Here is an 18,946-nt window from a genome sequence, read left to right on the forward strand (position 1 = left end):
ATTACCCACATTTTGAAATCAGGATGTGGGTAATGAATAATAAAACAGTTAAATAATTAAAATTAAATAAGAAGGTCAATTATTATGCAAGCATTACATTTTGGCGCCGGGAACATTGGACGTGGTTTTATTGGCAAATTATTATCAGATGCGGGAATACATGTTACTTTTGCTGATGTCAATCAACAAGTTATCGACGAATTGGCAAAGCGCCATCAATATCCTGTCAATGTAGTTGGTGAAAACTCAACCACGGAAATTGTCCGCAATGTTGATGCAATTAACAGCACTTCCGATGAAGTGATAAATTACATTGCTATAGTCGATCTAGTCACAACCGCCGTAGGTCCACAAATACTAGCTCGCATAGCGCCGACAGTAGCTAAAGGCATTATCGCAAGACATCAACAAGGTAATAACGCACCATTAAATATCATCGCATGTGAAAATATGGTTCGAGGTACCAGCCAATTTAAACAAGAAATTTTTAAAACAATACCCGACGATCTTCATCATTGGGTCAATAGCCATATTGGCTTTGTCGATTCTGCCGTCGATCGCATCGTGCCGCCTGCAACGTCAAAAACGGGTGATATATTAGAAGTCACCGTTGAAACTTTTTGCGAATGGATTGTCGATAAAAATCAATTTATTGGCCCTATCCCAGCAATCAAAGGTATGGAGCCTGTCGATAATTTAATGGCGTTTGTCGAACGCAAACTATTTACCCTCAATACCGGTCATGCCATTACAGCCTATTTAGGGTACTACCATAATATCGCCACAATTCGTGAAGCCATTTTAGTAGATCGAATTCGAGAGGTAGTACGTGGCGCAATGGAAGAAAGCGGTCAAGTTTTAATCAAACGATATCAATTTGATCCAACCAAACATCAAGCTTATATCGAAAAGATTCTTACTCGATTTGAAAACCCGTACTTGCATGACGATACCGCCCGAGTGGGTCGCCAGCCAATGCGAAAATTAGCTACCGGTGACCGTTTGATTAAACCTTTATTGGGCACATTTGAGCATCAACTAACCAATAGCAATTTATTAATTGGTATTGCCGCTGCGCTCAATTATCGAAATCATGAAGACGAACAAGCCGTTGATTTAGCCAATCAAATTGCACAGCATGGCATTACGCAAGCTTTTTGTTCGATTTCTGGCATTGAAAACGATAATCCTATTGTTCCGCAAATTGAACAACTTTATACTGCTATGCAAAATCATCAATATTAAGCAAAGATGCCCGACACGATATTAGCAGAAGACACGATACTTGAAAAACTCAATCAGCAAGCTGATATTTACAGCTTGCTGACGGTTGCAATTAAGCTCATTAACCAAAGTGTTAATCAATTAATTTTAACTGTTTTTCGTAAAGATACGCACGCCATTAAATTTGTTATCCCCACTTTAGTCGGCAAAAATGGCCCTCTTAATGATACTTCGGTTTGCTTAAAACTGCTTTATGCGCTGGGCATTATTACCCGTGAAGATTATGAAGATATCGAACTGCTGATAGCGATTTTAGATGAATTAGAACAAGACGATAAAAAATATACCTTTCTGGATGATGAAATATTAGGGCCGATTAGTTTACTCCATGATATGGTACTCCCCCCCAATTGGGCTGATCAGCATGAGCAAGTAAAAGAACTGGGTATTGTCGATACGTTAAAATCAACCATGTATCAACACCGCTATCAACAAATGATCCGTTCGGCTCTGATTATTGCCATTACCGATCTCACGCTTAGAATTGTAAATAAACAAAAAATCGATTATTTTGCCTAAAGCTTAATGAATCGATAATAAGTACAGTGCAATTAACAGCAAAATAACGATAAAAACAGAACAGTTAAGCAACTGAGCCTATTTGATTGTCGTAAAAAAATGGTTAAATATCGGCTTTATTTCCCACTGCATTAATAAGTCGGTATAATGCCAGCAATTTTATTTTTAAGTGGATTATGCATGAAAGCACTATTTGCCAGCACATCGCGCGGGCTTGAAGAGTTATTAAAAAAAGAGTTAGAACACATCGGCGCTGCCAATTGTAAAATTGCTCAAGGCGGCGTCTATTTTGATGCTGATGAACAGACCTTATATCAATCGCTATTATGGTCACGCTTAGCATCACGCATCTTACTGCCGATTGCAGAGTTTGATATCTATAGTGATTTAGATCTTTACTCTTGCGTATTTAATATAAAATGGACCGATATTTTTGCTGTCGATAATTCATTTGTGATCAATTTCGTTGGTGTTAATGACTTTATTCGTAATAGCCAATATGGTGCATTAAAAATCAAAGATGCCATTGTTGATAACTTCTCTCGTCATACCGATTTAAGACCGAGTGTTGCAAAGCAAGATCCTGATATTCGTATTCATGCTTATTTGCATAAAAACCGAGTAACGCTATCATTAGATTTAAGTGGTAATAGCTTACACCAACGTGGTTATCGCCAGCAAACCGGTCAAGCTCCGCTGAAAGAAAACCTAGCGGCGGCGATTATTCAGCGTTCTGGCTGGCAAACCGACGAGCCGTTACTCGATCCGATGTGTGGTTCGGGCACCTTATTGATCGAGGCCGCCATGATTGCATCGAAAATCCCACCGGGTTTACATCGTAAACAATGGGGATTTTTTGCCTGGAAAGGATTTAATCCGACACTTTGGAACGACATACTTTTTACGGCCAAACATAATATTTGTAAATCAACTACGCCATTTATCGGCTACGATAACAACCCGGCAGTACTTGAGCGAGCAAAACAAAATGCATTACAAGCTGGCGTTGCTGATTTAATCACCTTTGCCTTGCAAGATGTGACACAATTAACCAACCCGTTACCCAATACAACAACCGGGATGATTATTAGTAATCCGCCTTATGGCGAACGTTTAGAGAGCGAACCGGCACTGATTGCTTTACATTCGGCCTTAGGACAGCAAATAAAACAAAACTTTGCCGGCTGGAGACTGTCACTTTTTAGCGGCGCACCCCAATTGTTAGATTGCCTACAAATGCGTGCAGATAAACAGTTCAAAGCCAAAAATGGTCCGTTAGACTGTGTGCAAAAAAATTATGCTATTGCTAAACGTGATAATGCCGAATCGACACCAGTACAAACCATTGCGGCAAGTGATTTTGCCAATCGCTTACGCAAAAACAGGCAAAAACTTGAAAAATGGGCTTCGCTTGAACAACTTGAATGTTATCGACTTTACGATGCTGATCTGCCCGAATACAATGTTGCAATCGACCGTTATAAAGATAAAGTTGTCATTCAAGAGTACGCAGCACCGAAAAATATCGATCCTCAAAAAACACGGCAGCGCCTATTTGATATCATTAACGCCACGATGTCAGTGCTTGAATTGACAGCGGATCAACTTATCTTAAAAACACGGGAAAAACAAAAAGGCAAACAACAGTATCAAAAATTGGGGCAAAAACAGGACTACTTCTTAGTTCACGAATATTCTATCGGCGGGCGTAAAACCCAATTTTGGGTTAATGTGACCGATTACTTAGATACCGGGCTGTTTTTAGATCATCGTTTAGCGCGTAAAATGATTGGCGAAATGAGCGCAGGCAAAGACTTTTTAAACCTGTTTGCTTATACCGGCACGGCAACTGTTTATGCCGGTCTTGGCGGGGCAAAAACCACCACGACTGTCGACATGTCGAGAACCTATTTACAATGGGCGGATCGCAATTTAAAGCAAAATGGTTTAACCGGCAAAAAACACCGATTAATTCAAGCTGACTGCCTACTTTATTTAGCCCAAAGCGAGGATCAATTTGACTTAATATTTATCGATCCACCGACATTTTCAAACTCAAAACGCATGGACAATACCTTTGATGTTCAGCGGGATCACTTAAAATTAATGGCAGATCTAAAACGTTTATTAAGACCTAATGGCACAATTATTTTTTCAAATAATAAGCGTGGTTTTAAAATGGATGCCGAAGGTATGCAAAAGCTAGGGTTGACTTATCAAGATATTACCAACAAAACGCTCTCATTAGATTTTAAGCGTAACAAACAGATACACTGCTGTTTTATTGTTAAACATCAATAGTCTACAACGTTATTAAAAAACATCACTGTAACAAAGAGGGGGGATGATTTAATCACTCCCCTGCTCTATAGCTTAAAACGCATTGTTGACAATCGCTATCTTACCACCAGCACCGAGGTTTGAGCGCCACGCACCACCCCCGAGGCATTGGAGCCAAGTAAGTGGGTTGTGATATTTGGGCGTCTTGAGCCTAAGATGATGAGATCAGGCTTAATTTCATTGGCCAACGATAAAATTTCATCTCTAGGATTGCCAAAGGCGATCGAAAAAGATAAATTTTCCTGTGGTAAATTAATCGATTCCATTAATTTATGTAAGTATTGCTCAGTCTGAACAGTTGCTTTGTCTTTAAACTCATCAAAACCAAAGGAGTAAGCATTGACGATAGCCGAAGCAACCGGCAAAGCATGAAAAAAGATCACTTGAGCATTAGCTAGTTTTGCTAAGCGCTCAACATGCGGAATAACTTTTTTAGTTAAATCCTCTTCGGTGATATCAATTGGCACCAAAATTTTATTGTACATAATACTCCCCCCAACTCGATAAATGTAAACTTGAATCATTAACCTGCGTTAACGCTTTTACTCAACTATTATGCTACTAGTTTAGGATTGATACACCCAATATTTTATATTGTCATATGCTCAATTAACCTATAATGATATCCTAAAATTAATTGAGAAAATTGAAATAAGTTTTTATTCATTATATGACGGAGATCAAAATGCACAGTATTATTTATCGTTCAGATGTTAAGCCAACACTTGAACAAACCCAAATACTTTATCAAAACTGTTCATTAGGTGAACGTCGACCAATTGACGATGCAAAGCGTTTTCAAGCTATGTTAGATAATGCAAATCTCATTATCACCGCATGGCATGAAAAGCAATTAGTCGGTATCGCCCGTTGTTTAACCGATTTTGTCTATATCACTTATTTAGCCGATCTCGCCGTTGATAAAAATTATCAAAAACAGGGAATTGGCAAACAATTAATTCATCATATTAAGCAAAATACCGACAAGCAGTGTTCAATAACCTTACTGGCCGCGCCTTCGGCAGTTGATTATTATGGTCACATAGGGTTTAATGCTCACCCTTCAGCTTGGATATTAAATAAGAAGCCTTAACATGAAAATCATATTAGCCTCAACTTCACTATCACGTAAGAAAGTACTGGAAAAGTTAGCGATACCCTTTGAGTGTGTTCCGCCTGTTTGTGATGAAACCCCGCTACCGGGTGAATCGGCAGAGCAATTGGTTGTACGACTAGCAAAGCTTAAAGCTCAATCATTAGTTGCAAAGTATCCCAATAGTTTAATTATTGGTTCTGATCAAGTGGGTGTGCTTAATGATCAAATTGTGGGTAAGCCTCACACGGTTGAAAACGCTCGTATACAATTGAAAAAAAGTAGTGGCAACACTTTTTATTTTTTTACCGGCATGACAGTAATTGATACCCAATCGATGCAATCAACCACTATTTGCGAACCATTTAAAGTCACTTTTCGACAATTAACTGATGCCGAAATTGATGCTTACATTGCTAAAGAGATGCCTTTGCAATGTGCAGGTAGTTTTAAATGTGATGAACTGGGTATTACCCTGTTTGACAAGCTCGAAGGCAATGATATTAATTCGCTGATTGGTTTACCACTGTTAACATTGAATAAAATCATGATAAAAATGGGGCATAACCCGCTTTTAATCGCCTAAGTCAGTGTTTACTTAACCATTAAACTGACTTATTTGATTGGTCAATTAAACGACCTGATGACATTTTCACAATTTTTTGGCTATAGCTTGCCACATCATTATCATGGGTAACAATTAATAAAGCCGTACCTTGCTGATGAATGTCTGACAAAAGTTGCATAATTTCAGTGGCGCTCTCTTCATCCAAATCGCTTGTCGGTTCATCAGCGATAATGATTTTGGGCTGACAAATCAGTGCACGTAATATGGCAATGCGCCGCATCTCTCCACCTGACATATTTGCCGGATAAGCATTTTGTAAATCAGCGACTTTCGCTTTTTCCAGCAATTGTTTCGCTAAATTCAATGTGCTTTGATTTGGGCGCTTAGTCAGATAAAAGGGTAATCGAATATTTTCCAGCGCAGTTAAGTTAGGGAGCAAGCTACTCCCTTGCGGAACATAACCAATATGCTGATTACGAAAAGCAGATACTTGTTGATCATTAAGCTCAAACAAATTAGTGCCATTAATGATAATTTTCCCTTGAGTTGGGGTCAGTAAGCCAGCAATCATATTAAGGAGTGTGGTTTTGCCACTGCCTGATTTACCCATAATACAGATAAAATCATTTTCAGCCATTGAAAAACTAACATTATTCACTGCCGAAAAAGTTTGCTCACCTCGTTGATAATCTTTGCGTAAATTTTTGATATCTAATAGCATTTATTCACCCTCTCGCAGCGTGCGATATGTATCAAATTTAGTCATGGATAAGGCTGAATAGATACTTGAAAATGGTCCAATTATTAATGTTAAAACAAACACCACGCTAGCATAAATTAAGACATCTAATAATCCGATATTAACACAAGGAAGCCCTATTGATTGGCAGATCAATAAACTAAAGGCATATAGCAATACGCCGGCAATCACTATTCCGGCAATTCCACCTAATGCACTAATAATTAGTGATTCACGTAATAACATTTTCACTAAATCACGACGTGAAGCGCCTAAAATCCGTAAAATACTAATTTCCCGTTTACGTTCGTTTAGTGATGAAGAGAAGATAACGAAGATCACAATAATTGCCAGTACCCAAAATAGAGCAGATAAACTATAAACAATTGTTGAGAAGCTATTTAGATATTTAGCAATATTACTTAACATCCCTTTAGTCATCACAAAATCAAGGTTATAGTCAATAGCAAATTTGGGCATAATTTGATTGACCACATCTTTCGGTGAATAATTTGGATCGACTTTGATAAAAATAGATGAAGCATAGTTATTAAAGTGTTCAACATCACCCTCGATTAATTTGGCGTCTCTCATTAATGCTTGCGCTGCTGACATAGTCATAAAAACTGAAGTATCAAACCCCATTCCGGTGCTATCCATTTTCGCCGCAATTTTGAATGGATGATTAAAAAACCTGATTTCATCGCCCACTTCGGATGTGATTTTAGCCCCTACCACTACTTGATTATCGCTTAGTGGCTGAGATAATTGGGTTTGAAGCCAAGGCTTAATCACAAAATCACTATGCTGATCAAAGCCAATTAATTGCACTTTGGAGCTACAACAGCCGGCATTTAACGAGGCAATAAAAAGTTGAGGCGAAATGGCATCAATTCCTTTGATATTCTTAATTTTATCAATCAAATCAACTTTAAGATAAAAACTACTCGGCTCACCACGCAACAGCGCCACTTCAAGATTTTTTTCATAACCATGTGGCACAATCAAAATATCAGCCCCTAAGCGATTGCCCATACCGGCAATGCCCAAGCTGAGGTTTTTCATCAGCACACTACCACCAAATAGCGTTGCAGAAAAAAGCATAATGATGATAATCAAACAACAACTACGAAACGGTCGCCGTTGAATATTTCGCCATGCTAAACTAGCTATGGTTATAGGTTTTTCTTGCATGTTTTAATTCCAGTCATTCATTGATTTGTTTTACTAATCTGTCTTAAGAAAAATAAACTCAAAGTTTCTTAAGTTACATCCAATTTCTTTTGGTCATTTTATTCAAACTAACAATATTGATAATAGCTACAATAAATAACACTAATGACAGTAACACTAACGCTGGTTTTGCGCCGATATTGCATCGCATCATTTCATTACCGCAAACACCGATTAAAACAGTTGGAATTGCGCCTGCTAATATCGCAATGCAAGCTAAGGCCATGCTTAATCCCATACGGATAAATACGGTGCGAGAAAATAGCATCAAAAAACCGATAGCCATAACCAAAGCGCCCACACCTAGTTCGGCTTTGGCAGTCCAAAAACATTTCATTATCTTGCCACCACTGCTATGCATATGCCCTGCATTAGCCGCTTCACTGGCCATAGTATCAGCCGGCACTGATGCCACTTCGGGGAGTGGGCAAACGGGTAAAATATAAAGGGGGAATAAGATAATCATTGATCCGAGAAACATAAAACAGAATGATGAAAGCATACGATTTTTCATTTTACTAACCTTTCTTAATTATTAATTACTTGTGCAACTTTGCCATGCTCAAGTACAACAGTTGTTTGTGCATGTTTTGATACTTCGGGCGAATGGGTTACGACAATAATGGTGCTGCCCTCTTCGTGTAATTGATGTAATAAGTTCATGACCATGGCTTCATTACTTTCATCTAAATTACCGGTTGGTTCATCAGCTAAAATTAACTTTGGATAGTTTATCAAGGCTCGAGCAATGCAGACACGTTGCTGTTCACCACCAGATAACTGACGTGGTAAATGTTTAGCTCGAGCGGCAAGCCCAACTCTCTCAAGGGCTTGTAAGGCTTCTTTTTCATCGACCATGCTGTGGTAATATTGGGCAACCATCACATTTTCTAACGCAGTTAAATAGGACACTAAATGGAATTGTTGAAAGATTAATCCAATTTTATCGCGACGAATTTCAGTCAACTGCGGTAAAGAGAGCTGAGTTATATCTTGCCCATCTAAAATCACTGATCCTAACGACGGTTTATCCATACAGCCGATAATATTCATTAACGTCGTTTTGCCACTCCCTGACGGTCCCATAATCGATAACCATTTACCTTCCTCAACGGTTAAATTCACCTCTGATAAGGCATGAAGTGATCCATAAATCTTTGATACATTATTGACTTGAAGTATATTCATTCTTTACATCCTATTCGCCACGTAAAACTAATGCCGGCTCCACTTCGAGCGCTCGTTTTACCGGAATTAAACACGCAATGACTGTCACAATAGCTGATACCACAACTGTCGTTGGGATAAGGTAAAATTCAACATTAATAGTGCGCCCAAAAACATTGGTACTAATGACCTGTGCAAAGATCAGCCCACAAATCACACCAATAATTCCCCCCAAAACACCTAAAATTAGCCCTTCAGCTAGAAACTCTTTGGCAATGCTTCGATTATTCGCCCCGATTGCTTTTTTTAGCCCGATCTCTTTGCGTCGTTCCATTACAACGGTCATCATGGTGGTTGCGACACATATCATCGTTAACATTAATACCACAAACGTCACCAGATAAAGTAAGGAAGAAAGCTTACCTAATACTGAGGACTCCGATTGTGTTACCCATTTAATTAGATGCGGCTCAATACTATCGGACTGCTTTTTTATTATCTCAATATCGTGTTTTAGTTCATCTTGAGTGGCGGTAATACTTACTTCAACCACCTCAGCTTGATCGCTTTCTTCAAGAAACTGCTCTAAATCATGCAAAGCAATAAAAATAAAACTATCTTCTGAGCGACCTGTTTTAACAATACCGGTAATAGTTAAATCTTCATCAAAGCGGGCATTTTGTTTCGATTTACCTGTGACAGGCATCGTGCTACCAATGGTCAATTTTGCAAAATTAGCGATATCGGTTCCGATCAAAATTTCATTTGGATGCTCAGGAAGTTTCCCTTCAATTTGCCAATAAGGGCTGGTTTTAATAACCTGCTTAAAGTCAGTCCCAACAATGGTATAGGGGTGTTGATTACTGCGTATTGCGTCATAGCGAAATGGGGTAACGCCAAGTAGCTTATCTTGCGGTAACAGTTTAACGACTTTAGTCACATCCGCCATTGACATAGTCGATTGGTTATTGGCGGGCATTAAGAGCATATTGGCGCCGTAAGAGCGGAACTCTTGCCCCATTTGCCGTGGTATATCATAACAAAGCGTTACCATACCCAGTAACACCGTTGCGCCAATAGCTACTCCAAGTAAAGCAATTGCCATTCGAGAACGCCGACGAATAAGGGAACTGACAAGCGTTTTTATAATAAATCGTTGATTTTTATTTATCATGATCTTTGCCTTTTCCTTTACCTGCCATGTAACACATCTGTTGGGCGTAAAAACATCATAATCCGTAGTGCCGGTAAACTACCGAGAATGGTTATCAAACTGACCATAATAAGCACCAACGGTATGATAATCATTTTAGGCTGAACAAACGAACCAAAGACCGTGTGCCCAATGATTTGTGCAAAACCTAATCCAATAAAATAACCTGCTATGCCGCCTAATAGCGCAATAATTAAAATCTCAGTTAAGATTAACATTGCCACCGACGTATTTGTCGCCCCTAAAGCCTTTAATAGACCGATTTCGGTACTGCGTTCAATCACATTAGCCGTAACCAGATTCGAAATCGCCAACGCTGAGCAGATCAACGATAAAATGGTTAACAGTAACATGAGTAATTGCGTTTTTTGCAAAATTGAGCCTTCCGATTCGGCAACTTGCATAATTGCTTTCACTTTGACATCCGGCATTAACTCTTCTAATTGATAGGCTATTGAACTAATGTAAGCAGTGCAATACCATGTGTCCCACTGTGTACGTGACAAGCTGGAAGGGTCTTGTGCGGCTTTTCGGGCTAGATCGTTTTCCGGGGTAGTTAAGGCACTGACTTCAACCCGCTCGACTAATCCGGCTTTATTCGCTAAATTTTGCGCCACAGGTAAAGAGACATAAAGTTGTGAATCTTCAATACCGCCACTGTGGAAAATGTTATTAACGGTTAAAGTAGCCCGGTTTTGGGTATAAGGTGAAGTTAATTCAATTTTATCACCGATTTGCAAATTCCACTGTTTAGCAATCGCTTCACCAACCATAACACCCTGTAAATTATCATCTTTTATCGTGTTACCGTCTATAGTCCACCAGGATTTCATTGCTAACATGCCGGTATCAACTTCATCACCGGTTGGAATGGTTAAGTGTTTGTTAAACCATGTTCCAACAACGGTAACCGGTTTATCGTGGAAGGTTGCTTGAGCGGTTAAGTAAGGGGCAAAATCGACAATGTTATAGGCCCAAAAAATCATCTTTATTTTGACTAAATCATCTTGCTTTATGTATTGTACTGCTTGCTCGGTTTCACTATTATCAAGCTGATACATTTCACTAACTAAGGCTGTACCTTTGGGCACGATATTGAGATTTGCACCGTAGGCTTTTAATTCTTGGTTAACTTTATCCCCTACATCAAACATCACATTTAACATAGCCGTTGCTAGTGAGACGCCCAATGCAACGGTTAAGGCAATCAAAAACAGCTTCTTTTTTTGACGAACTAAAACGCTAAGTAACATTCTGCGAAACATATTTTCTTCCTTTGCAAATCGCCTTTTATTTAAAGCGGCTTTTTTCTGCTTCTAAATTAGCCGGGCGAATCACCATATTACCGTCGATAATTTCATATTTAAGCGGTACCGGATTACAACCGCCTGAAAATCCGATTGTTGCAATATTCATCACGACATCACACAAAATACAGACAACTTGATTGCCTCGTTGATAATAACCGCTTGCCCCACAAATATCGCAAGCATCAAACCCTACGCCGTAAGCATTTTCACTTTTTTTGATGACAATAAAACGAACAAGTGTGCCGTCGGTTGCCTTATAGCCATAACGATGTAAATTACCGTCATTGACTTTCTCAAGCGGGATGACAATTAAACCATTGGCATCGGGCGTAACTGGCTCAGCTGGGGTAAGTTCAACCCCTTTTTCAAAAATGTATCGGGCACGGGTTACGGTGTAGGCAGTTATGGCTACTGTGGCAATCATCCATAGGGAAGTTCGCCTATCTTGACGTAACTTAGCTTTGAGTTTACGCACTTGCGCAGGATTGCTCCCGACTAATGAGGTTGTATTGGCTTTAAAATATAAAACGGCGGTAAGGCAAAGCGCTATGGCCATAAATGCAAAGATAAATAAATTAACATGCGCTAACACAAAAATGACTAGTTCCATCATCCATTTTTGTGGCGCAATAAAACGCCGGACAATTAAAATTTGGATAAAATTGATGCCATTTGCAAGAATTAAAATAGTGATTGCAAGTGCCGTTATCAATACCACAAATTTATCAGCGAGTCTGAGGCACATTCTGTAAGCAAATAAGCCAATTAAAAGTGTGACAAGTAAGGCAAAACCGTAGCCCACCCACTTAGACAGGTAATCATGATTAAAAATTGACTCCATGCCAACATCAAATTCAAAAGGATAAAGCAGTAAATTCGGGACAAATTGAGCAGATAATAAGCCAATAGCTAAACCGGATAAAACAATCAACAGCGCTTGACTAAATCGATTATGGCTAGATTTTACCAGTAGACAAATTAATAGCGGTAAAGCGATAACCAACCAAGGAATAATCACACCGAGATCATAAAATTCCCGAATGGCAATGCCGGTAGTGCGTTTTAAAATGGCGTAAATGAGTGCGGCAACAAAACCTAATAAAAAACCAACGGTAATGTATCTTTTACAATGAGAGTAATTGGATTTAACCATAACTGCGCTTAGCAGCGCTATCATAATGACAGGAACAAACGTATTATCGGTAACATTGATAAGGTATTGAAGCATAACCATTGCCTAATTATTACAATATCATTGGCGAGCTTGCTACTCGCCAACAATATGACTTATTGCATAAATTAAAAAAATTTATTTAAAAAAACGATAATTACCATGCACGTGGAATAAAATCGAAGTCCCAAGATACTTCATACGGTGTAGTCCAGAAACGACCTTCAACACCGGTTTCTTTATCAACATGTAGTAAATAACCTTGTTTTTCCGGGCTTTCAATAATAAATGTCACTTTATATTTACCTGCACCGTCTAATTTAACGTTATTACCATAATGTGGACCGTCAGAAGCATTCATTGGCATAAAGTTACCTTCGATAACATTGTCGCTCCCTTCTTTTTGGATTTTATATTTCACTGTTAGATAAGGGACAAAAGTACCGATACCATAACCAAGAACATTATCTTCATTAGCTGAGATATCTGCCTCTAAATGCATATCTGATTTTGATGCAGGTAATCCGCCCATGCCAGCAGGTTCCATATCAACAGGTTGGAAATAAACAGCACTCACATTTAATGGACCGACTGTCACTTCTTCACCAATTGGAAACTCCTCAAAGCCTTTTTCCTCACCGGGTGCGGGTGCTTCGGCATTGGCGAATGATGAAAATGCAAGGATTGAAGAAATACCTGCGGCTAAAACTAATTTTTTCATTGAATACTCCTTAACTTCGTTTATGATTATGTGTTGTTACTCTTTTAATGCGACACAATTTCCCATTGTGTCACAATCAATCTTGTTACTTAATTAGAAACTGCCTTATTTGTCGATTTAAATTTGTAATATAAGACAGATACTATTACGAGCATTACCATTACTACTTGCGGAATTAATGTTTCAACCGTAGGATAAATACCTAAAATTTCAACAGAACTGATAAAATCAACCGGTGTTACCTGAATAATATCGGCTTCTTGCAACTCTTTTACACCACCACCAGCAAAAGCAATTGCCATAATGTACATCAATACACTGGTACAGATGAAGAATGGTTTAAGTGGTAATCGAATTGCACCAAAACGAATAACAATAAAGATGAAGGCAAGGATTATCCCGCCAACGCCAAGTCCGTACCAAACCATATCCATATGCTCTTTAGCATCGGCTAACATGGCTTGATAAAAGATAATAGTTTCAGCCCCTTCCCTAAACACGGCTAAGAAGGCGGCAAAGCCCAAAGCAATACTACTACCGGTTGTAACAGCCGTTTGTACTTTACCTTCAACATAACTTTTCCATGCTTCAGATTCGGATTTGGAGATCATCCAGTTGCTGACAAAAAAGAGCACTACCGTGGCTAATAACATGGCGCCACCTTCCATAATCTCTTGATTAGCGCCACTCAAACCAACAATAGTATGTAAGGCAATTGCGGTTAAAATACTAACAAAAATAGCAAACAATGAACTTAGGTAAACCACTTTTAACATCGGTTTATTATTGGTTTTGACCAGATAAGCTGAGATTGCGGCAACAACCAATATCGCCTCTAAACCTTCACGGAATATGATGATAAATGAAGCGAAGAAAACACTCCAACCACTCTCTTTTTTGCCGTCTAATTCATTAGCATCTTCATGCAGCATTTTTAAAATCACATCGATTTCGGCTCGCACCACTTTATTCGGTGCATTAGATGTCATTAAACGTTTAATTTTAGCAAATTGATATTCGGTATCGGTGCCTCGTTTACCGGAAATATAGGACATTACCGCCCGTTCTACACCATGTTTTTCATAAAAGCCAAAATAGGCATTATTGACACGATCTTTTGCCTTGTTAATATCTTTCATAAAGTAGATGTCATAAGCATCATTTAGAATGATATCCATTTCATCGACAATGGCATTCCAAGACTCATATTTTTTATCAGTGGCATAAGATGTTGGTACAAAAGTAACGATACTGGCAACAAGCAACAATGCTAATGTTAAAAATCGTTTCACTTCCTTACTCCTTATTTACCTAGTAACACTATTCCAATTGGCTTGCTGTTTTCCGGTAGTTGCAATTGTTGTGATATTACATCTGGTTTGATTGAATGAATATATCTAACATTGAGTTTTAAAGCTGTCGCGGCAAGATAGACATTTTGACTCATCGCACCGACAGCTATCTGACTAAAATCATTGGCCTGATCAGGCGAAAAGTCGGTTAATGCTTCGCTATCAGAGACAAAAATTAAAGAGTAAGCAGCACGTTTGGTGAAATTTTGCATAGCAATATCGCCACGTAAGTCTTGATTATTTATTTCACGCAGATAGTGTCCTTCCCATTCGTATAAAAAGGTACCTTTCTCACCAGTGACATAAATTCGAACGTACGGAGCTTTGCCTTTTACCATTGGCACTGTCCAACCCGTTTTACCACGATTTAAGCCACTGGCAGCCCAAAGTATGTTCGAAAGCTCCTCATCTGAAATAGCACCTACCGGAAAACCCCCACCAGGCGTTGAAGAGCGTTTTTTTAGGCTTTCGAATAAACTCATACCGTCTTGAGTTTGAGGAGAAGGCAAAGACATGTCTGCATAACAGAGAGACAAAGGAGAAATGCACAAGAACAATATGACAACTATCTTCCGTAATAGGCACGGCATAGCAGACCTCTAGAACCTTGATAAAATTTTAGCCATATCTTATTGCTATTATTGTTAATTATCAACATTAAATAGCAATAATTATCATTAAACACAACCTTATAAAATATAAGGATTTACTAATTTATTCGATAAAATTAAAAATTTAGTTGGTAAATTAATCAAAAACCAGCTAACTTCTATCACTACCTATAAATAGCGATTTTTATTTTTTTTATCATTAAGTATATACTGATGCTAATTGCTTTATTGAAAATTTGAGTACAACATTTTATGCCTTTATCTACATGGGTCATATTACCCCTTTTTATTTTAGCGATTACTTCTGCTTCTTTAATTGGCAGCAGAGATTTGCGACGAGACACAATTGTGTTAATGACTGTTTTTATTGTTATGGAACTGACCTCTATCTATTTTAGTGGCGGGTTTATAGACTATCAGTTCTATGTCAACTTGAATATAAATGATATTATTGAAGGATTATTCATCTTTAAATTTCAAGCTGTCTTAGTCATTGCTGTTTTTTTTGCCTTAATCATTGGATTAATCAAATTGGCGAACTTTTGTAGGCGTAAATTTCGTCTACCTTACCGTTTATTGCTAGCCACTTTAGCTATTGCATCGCTCAGTTATCATAACGGACCTTTCAGTCGTTTATACGAAATATATCAAGTCACCACTGCCGATGAAAAACCCTTCGACCAAGCGTTACAATCGATGAACATGGTTGATTATCCACATAAACAACAAGTTCACACACAGCAAGGTAAAAATATTATCGTTCTATCGTTAGAATCCTTCGAGCAAGGCTTTTTTGATTTTGCCGATATCACCCCTAACTTAAGACAATTACGCCAAGAGTTTACCTTTTTCCCGAATATGCCAATGGCAGCAGGAAGTAGCTGGACAACCGCCTCGATGTATACTTATATGACGGGTATGCCGTTTTTAATTGGCGGATATAGCACCTCGCCTTTAATGAAAGCGGACAAAACTAAGCTGGTTAGTTTGGGAGATGTACTTCAGCAAGCGGGCTACCAAACACGCTATGTTATGTCTGGCCCCGATTTTGCTGGTATTGGACACATCGCAGAACTATTAGGCATGCAAGTTATCTCTGAAAAAAATTATGTTGGACAATATCCGGTTGCGCCATTTGGATTATATGATAAAGATATCTTAGATATCGCCCAAAAACAGGTTACTCAGTTGCACAATTCCGGCAAGCCCTTTGCGCTATTTATCTCAACCATTTCAACGCATGCGCCAAATGGTTTTAATGATGAGCGCATGACATCAGTCATATCACCAAAGGATGATAACATGTCGTTTGTGGCCGCATCCCTTGATCATAATGTAGGGAAATTTATTGCCTATTTAAAAGAAAATAATTTATTAGATGATACGGTGTTTTATATCTTTCCCGATCACCTCATGATGGGGTCAGGCACACCAACAATCAATCGCCTTTCTGAAAAAGAACGCAAACTTTACTTATTAACTAATGCCAAAACGGAGAATCTACAAAAATCAACAGATCAAACAATCTATCAAATTGATCTACCTCGTTTAATCTTAAACGGTGCACAAGTTAATACCAACGCTAAATTTTTAACGGACTATTTAACCACTCCAAATTTTGATAAAAAACAGTTCATTGAACAAAATAAGTCCAATATAGCAACGTTAAATCATGCCGCTCAAGAGTATAAACAGGACAAATAATGACGCTTGATACAATCGTTTTAGTTACAACCGTCAGCTTTTTGGGTATGGTTTCGCCCGGTCCTGATTTTTTTCTGGTGCTGAAAAACAGTTTAAGTTATAACCGAAAAACAGCGCTGCTAACATGTTTTGGCGTGATAACGGCAATTTTAATTCATATGAGTTATTGTGTCGCAGGTATTGCTATGCTCATTACTGCCACACCGTTAATTTATGATTTACTGCGTTATGCCGGGGCGATTTATCTTTTTTGGCTGGGAATTAAAGCGCTGCTTGCCCGAAATGGTGGGACTACCTATATCAGTCAAGGCGTGGTTAGAGACCAAATCTCTGCTAAATCAGCCTTTATGCAAGGTCTCTTTTGTAATTTACTGAATCCCAAAGCAACGCTGTTTTTTTTAGCGATTTTTACCCAACTACTCAATGCGCAATCTTCATTTTTAGATAAATGCTTAGTGGCGCTAATTATCTGGCTTTTAGCTGTGTTATGGTGGCCGTTTGTCGTTTTTATTTTTCAGACCCAAACCGTCCAACGGCGCTATTTTAAAATTCAATTTTTGATTGATAAATTACTGGGCGTGATACTTATTATATTAGGGGTGAAAGTCGCATTAGGATTTTAAATATTTTGCGTAATTTAAAATCTGTTTTATACTGAAACGTATACATTTTCTGAAACTTCTTGACAAAAAACGTTTCTTTTTGAATATTCAATAGTTAATTGTTAAACTGTTGACAGTCAGACTTTTTATATTCGTTTAACTTATCGTTTCAATCATAAAAAGTTGTCATTCACATTTACCCAAACGCTAGGCTAATTGAAATGGATAAATTATTACAGTATGGTCGAGAACTGCTTGAGCTCGAACTGCAAGAAGCACAAAAGTTACCTAATCGACTCGGTAAAGATTTTATCAAAGCTTGCCAACTGATCTTATCGACCAAAGGCAAAGTGGTGGTTTCCGGCATTGGAAAATCAGGTCACATTGGCAAAAAAATTGCAGCATCGCTTGCCAGTACCGGCAGTCCGGCTTTTTTTATGCACCCGTCTGAAGCCTTACACGGCGATCTGGGTATGGTGACTGAAAATGATATTGCGATTTTAATATCCTACTCCGGGCGAGCTAAAGAGTTTAACTTTATTTTACCGATACTATCGGCCATGAATATTCCGGTAATAGCTATCACTGGTGGGCTGGACTCCCCGCTAGCTAAGGCGGCACAAGCAGTACTGGATATCTCAATTGAAAAAGAGGCTTGTCCTATGGGACTGGCGCCGACTTCAAGCTCAACTAACACGCTGCTAATGGGCGATGCGCTTGCGATTGCTGTCATGCGTGCCAGAGGCTTTAAAGAAGAGGACTTTGCGCGTTCACATCCGGCTGGAAGCTTAGGGGCAAAATTACTTAATCAAGTTAAAGATGTCATGCGAACAGGTGATTTAATTCCTAAAGTGCCGGAAAGTGCAACCGTCCTTGATGCTATGCTAGAATTAAGTCGTACCGGTGTTGGTTTGGTTGCTATATGCCATAACGATAACCAAATAATCGGCGTATTTACAGACGGTGATCTGCGCCGTTTATTGTTAAAAAATGGCACTTTACAAGATAGTATTGCCCAAGTGATGACCAGCCCGGGTTATCGAATCCCCGAAAACTGGAAAGCAGTAGAAGCATTAAAAACATTTAATGATCATAACATTACCGCTGCACCAGTAGTCAATAGCGAAGGGGAATTAGTCGGTGCTTTAAACATTCATGATTTGCACCAAGCAGGTATAAGCTAAAACTATTGATAAATACCTATTGCAAAAAGGGGCTATCTATTGAGATAATTACCGACCTAAATTTTTGTCGTTAGACGGAGATCCAAGAAAAGTTACACAATGACAAACCAAAATGATATTACCAATCATAACGAG

Annotated in this window: 19 protein-coding genes; 8 read left to right on the forward strand and 11 right to left on the reverse strand. The window is 38.6% G+C overall.

What is annotated here, in order from left to right; all coding sequences use genetic code 11:
* The first annotated feature begins 84 nt into the window (after positions 1-84).
* From J3U74_RS04520 to rlmKL, 3 genes are all read left to right on the forward strand, one after another.
* Complete coding sequence (locus J3U74_RS04520; protein ID WP_267328587.1) at positions 85-1,245, forward strand: mannitol-1-phosphate 5-dehydrogenase; 1,161 nt, start codon at positions 85-87, stop codon at positions 1,243-1,245.
* A 6-nt stretch (positions 1,246-1,251) separates the two neighbouring features.
* A complete protein-coding gene (locus J3U74_RS04525; RefSeq protein ID WP_267328588.1) occupies positions 1,252-1,803 on the forward strand; it encodes an MltR family transcriptional regulator in 552 nt (183 codons plus the stop codon).
* Between the two features lie 180 nt (positions 1,804-1,983).
* Entirely contained in the window at positions 1,984-4,104 is a 2,121-nt protein-coding gene (rlmKL, locus tag J3U74_RS04530; protein ID WP_267328589.1) for a bifunctional 23S rRNA (guanine(2069)-N(7))-methyltransferase RlmK/23S rRNA (guanine(2445)-N(2))-methyltransferase RlmL, read from the forward strand.
* A gap of 95 nt (positions 4,105-4,199) precedes the next feature.
* Here rlmKL and J3U74_RS04535 read toward each other — a convergent pair whose 3' ends face one another.
* Positions 4,200-4,628, reverse strand: a complete 429-nt coding sequence (locus tag J3U74_RS04535) for a universal stress protein (RefSeq protein WP_220219053.1) — start codon at positions 4,626-4,628, stop codon at positions 4,200-4,202.
* 200 nt (positions 4,629-4,828) lie between these two features.
* On the opposite strand from J3U74_RS04535, the gene J3U74_RS04540 reads away from it, so the two are divergent.
* Complete coding sequence (locus J3U74_RS04540) at positions 4,829-5,236, forward strand: GNAT family N-acetyltransferase (protein ID WP_267328590.1); 408 nt, start codon at positions 4,829-4,831, stop codon at positions 5,234-5,236.
* A gap of 1 nt (position 5,237) precedes the next feature.
* Positions 5,238-5,822 (forward strand): Maf family protein, encoded by a 585-nt coding sequence (locus J3U74_RS04545; protein WP_267328591.1) that lies wholly within the window; start codon positions 5,238-5,240, stop codon positions 5,820-5,822.
* Positions 5,823-5,841: 19 nt separating this feature from the next.
* Here J3U74_RS04545 and J3U74_RS04550 read toward each other — a convergent pair whose 3' ends face one another.
* The 10 genes from J3U74_RS04550 to J3U74_RS04595 all read right to left on the reverse strand — a co-directional run bounded on the left by J3U74_RS04550 (position 5,842) and on the right by J3U74_RS04595 (position 15,225).
* Positions 5,842-6,525 (reverse strand): ABC transporter ATP-binding protein, encoded by a 684-nt coding sequence (locus J3U74_RS04550; RefSeq protein ID WP_220219050.1) that lies wholly within the window; start codon positions 6,523-6,525, stop codon positions 5,842-5,844.
* Entirely contained in the window at positions 6,526-7,737 is a 1,212-nt protein-coding gene (locus tag J3U74_RS04555; protein WP_267328592.1) for an ABC transporter permease, read from the reverse strand.
* Between the two features lie 73 nt (positions 7,738-7,810).
* Entirely contained in the window at positions 7,811-8,290 is a 480-nt protein-coding gene (locus tag J3U74_RS04560) for a DUF4418 family protein (RefSeq protein ID WP_267328593.1), read from the reverse strand.
* Between the two features lie 14 nt (positions 8,291-8,304).
* Complete coding sequence (locus J3U74_RS04565) at positions 8,305-8,964, reverse strand: ABC transporter ATP-binding protein (protein WP_267328594.1); 660 nt, start codon at positions 8,962-8,964, stop codon at positions 8,305-8,307.
* Between the two features lie 10 nt (positions 8,965-8,974).
* Complete coding sequence (locus J3U74_RS04570; protein ID WP_220219046.1) at positions 8,975-10,117, reverse strand: ABC transporter permease; 1,143 nt, start codon at positions 10,115-10,117, stop codon at positions 8,975-8,977.
* Positions 10,118-10,134: 17 nt separating this feature from the next.
* A complete protein-coding gene (locus J3U74_RS04575) occupies positions 10,135-11,421 on the reverse strand; it encodes an ABC transporter permease (protein WP_267328595.1) in 1,287 nt (428 codons plus the stop codon).
* A 25-nt stretch (positions 11,422-11,446) separates the two neighbouring features.
* Positions 11,447-12,694 (reverse strand): Fe-S-containing protein, encoded by a 1,248-nt coding sequence (locus J3U74_RS04580; RefSeq protein WP_267328596.1) that lies wholly within the window; start codon positions 12,692-12,694, stop codon positions 11,447-11,449.
* Positions 12,695-12,794: 100 nt separating this feature from the next.
* The gene (locus J3U74_RS04585; protein ID WP_220219043.1) at positions 12,795-13,358 is read right to left on the reverse strand and encodes an iron transporter; all 564 of its coding nucleotides are present in this window, start codon (positions 13,356-13,358) and stop codon (positions 12,795-12,797) included.
* A gap of 89 nt (positions 13,359-13,447) precedes the next feature.
* Positions 13,448-14,650, reverse strand: a complete 1,203-nt coding sequence (locus J3U74_RS04590) for an FTR1 family iron permease (protein ID WP_267328597.1) — start codon at positions 14,648-14,650, stop codon at positions 13,448-13,450.
* 11 nt (positions 14,651-14,661) lie between these two features.
* On the reverse strand, positions 14,662-15,225 hold the full coding sequence (locus J3U74_RS04595; protein ID WP_267328598.1) for a nitroreductase family protein: 564 nt from the start codon (positions 15,223-15,225) through the stop codon (positions 14,662-14,664).
* A gap of 348 nt (positions 15,226-15,573) precedes the next feature.
* On the opposite strand from J3U74_RS04595, the gene J3U74_RS04600 reads away from it, so the two are divergent.
* From J3U74_RS04600 to gutQ, 3 genes are all read left to right on the forward strand, one after another.
* On the forward strand, positions 15,574-17,025 hold the full coding sequence (locus tag J3U74_RS04600; protein ID WP_267328599.1) for an LTA synthase family protein: 1,452 nt from the start codon (positions 15,574-15,576) through the stop codon (positions 17,023-17,025).
* Positions 17,025-17,648, forward strand: a complete 624-nt coding sequence (locus J3U74_RS04605) for a LysE family translocator (RefSeq protein WP_267328600.1) — start codon at positions 17,025-17,027, stop codon at positions 17,646-17,648. Before J3U74_RS04600 ends, J3U74_RS04605 begins: the two co-directional genes overlap by 1 nt.
* Positions 17,649-17,848: 200 nt before the next feature.
* On the forward strand, positions 17,849-18,811 hold the full coding sequence (gutQ, locus tag J3U74_RS04610; protein ID WP_220219038.1) for an arabinose-5-phosphate isomerase GutQ: 963 nt from the start codon (positions 17,849-17,851) through the stop codon (positions 18,809-18,811).
* Positions 18,812-18,946: the final 135 nt, after the last annotated feature.

Source organism: Gilliamella sp. B3892 (genome assembly GCF_026536305.1).
Lineage (GTDB): Bacteria > Pseudomonadota > Gammaproteobacteria > Enterobacterales > Orbaceae > Gilliamella.

What these genes read in the sequence shown, in the direction of transcription:
- J3U74_RS04520 (WP_267328587.1), top strand. Translation starts at nt 85, where the DNA reads ATGCAAGCATTACATTTTGGCGCCGGGAACATTGGACGTGGTTTTATT.
- J3U74_RS04525 (WP_267328588.1), top strand. Translation starts at nt 1,252, where the DNA reads ATGCCCGACACGATATTAGCAGAAGACACGATACTTGAAAAACTCAAT.
- rlmKL (WP_267328589.1), top strand. Translation starts at nt 1,984, where the DNA reads ATGAAAGCACTATTTGCCAGCACATCGCGCGGGCTTGAAGAGTTATTA.
- J3U74_RS04535 (WP_220219053.1), bottom strand. Translation starts at nt 4,628, where the DNA reads ATGTACAATAAAATTTTGGTGCCAATTGATATCACCGAAGAGGATTTA.
- J3U74_RS04540 (WP_267328590.1), top strand. Translation starts at nt 4,829, where the DNA reads ATGCACAGTATTATTTATCGTTCAGATGTTAAGCCAACACTTGAACAA.
- J3U74_RS04545 (WP_267328591.1), top strand. Translation starts at nt 5,238, where the DNA reads ATGAAAATCATATTAGCCTCAACTTCACTATCACGTAAGAAAGTACTG.
- J3U74_RS04550 (WP_220219050.1), bottom strand. Translation starts at nt 6,525, where the DNA reads ATGCTATTAGATATCAAAAATTTACGCAAAGATTATCAACGAGGTGAG.
- J3U74_RS04555 (WP_267328592.1), bottom strand. Translation starts at nt 7,737, where the DNA reads ATGCAAGAAAAACCTATAACCATAGCTAGTTTAGCATGGCGAAATATT.
- J3U74_RS04560 (WP_267328593.1), bottom strand. Translation starts at nt 8,290, where the DNA reads ATGAAAAATCGTATGCTTTCATCATTCTGTTTTATGTTTCTCGGATCA.
- J3U74_RS04565 (WP_267328594.1), bottom strand. Translation starts at nt 8,964, where the DNA reads ATGAATATACTTCAAGTCAATAATGTATCAAAGATTTATGGATCACTT.
- J3U74_RS04570 (WP_220219046.1), bottom strand. Translation starts at nt 10,117, where the DNA reads ATGATAAATAAAAATCAACGATTTATTATAAAAACGCTTGTCAGTTCC.
- J3U74_RS04575 (WP_267328595.1), bottom strand. Translation starts at nt 11,421, where the DNA reads ATGTTTCGCAGAATGTTACTTAGCGTTTTAGTTCGTCAAAAAAAGAAG.
- J3U74_RS04580 (WP_267328596.1), bottom strand. Translation starts at nt 12,694, where the DNA reads ATGCTTCAATACCTTATCAATGTTACCGATAATACGTTTGTTCCTGTC.
- J3U74_RS04585 (WP_220219043.1), bottom strand. Translation starts at nt 13,358, where the DNA reads ATGAAAAAATTAGTTTTAGCCGCAGGTATTTCTTCAATCCTTGCATTT.
- J3U74_RS04595 (WP_267328598.1), bottom strand. Translation starts at nt 15,225, where the DNA reads ATGTCTTTGCCTTCTCCTCAAACTCAAGACGGTATGAGTTTATTCGAA.
- J3U74_RS04600 (WP_267328599.1), top strand. Translation starts at nt 15,574, where the DNA reads ATGCCTTTATCTACATGGGTCATATTACCCCTTTTTATTTTAGCGATT.
- J3U74_RS04605 (WP_267328600.1), top strand. Translation starts at nt 17,025, where the DNA reads ATGACGCTTGATACAATCGTTTTAGTTACAACCGTCAGCTTTTTGGGT.
- gutQ (WP_220219038.1), top strand. Translation starts at nt 17,849, where the DNA reads ATGGATAAATTATTACAGTATGGTCGAGAACTGCTTGAGCTCGAACTG.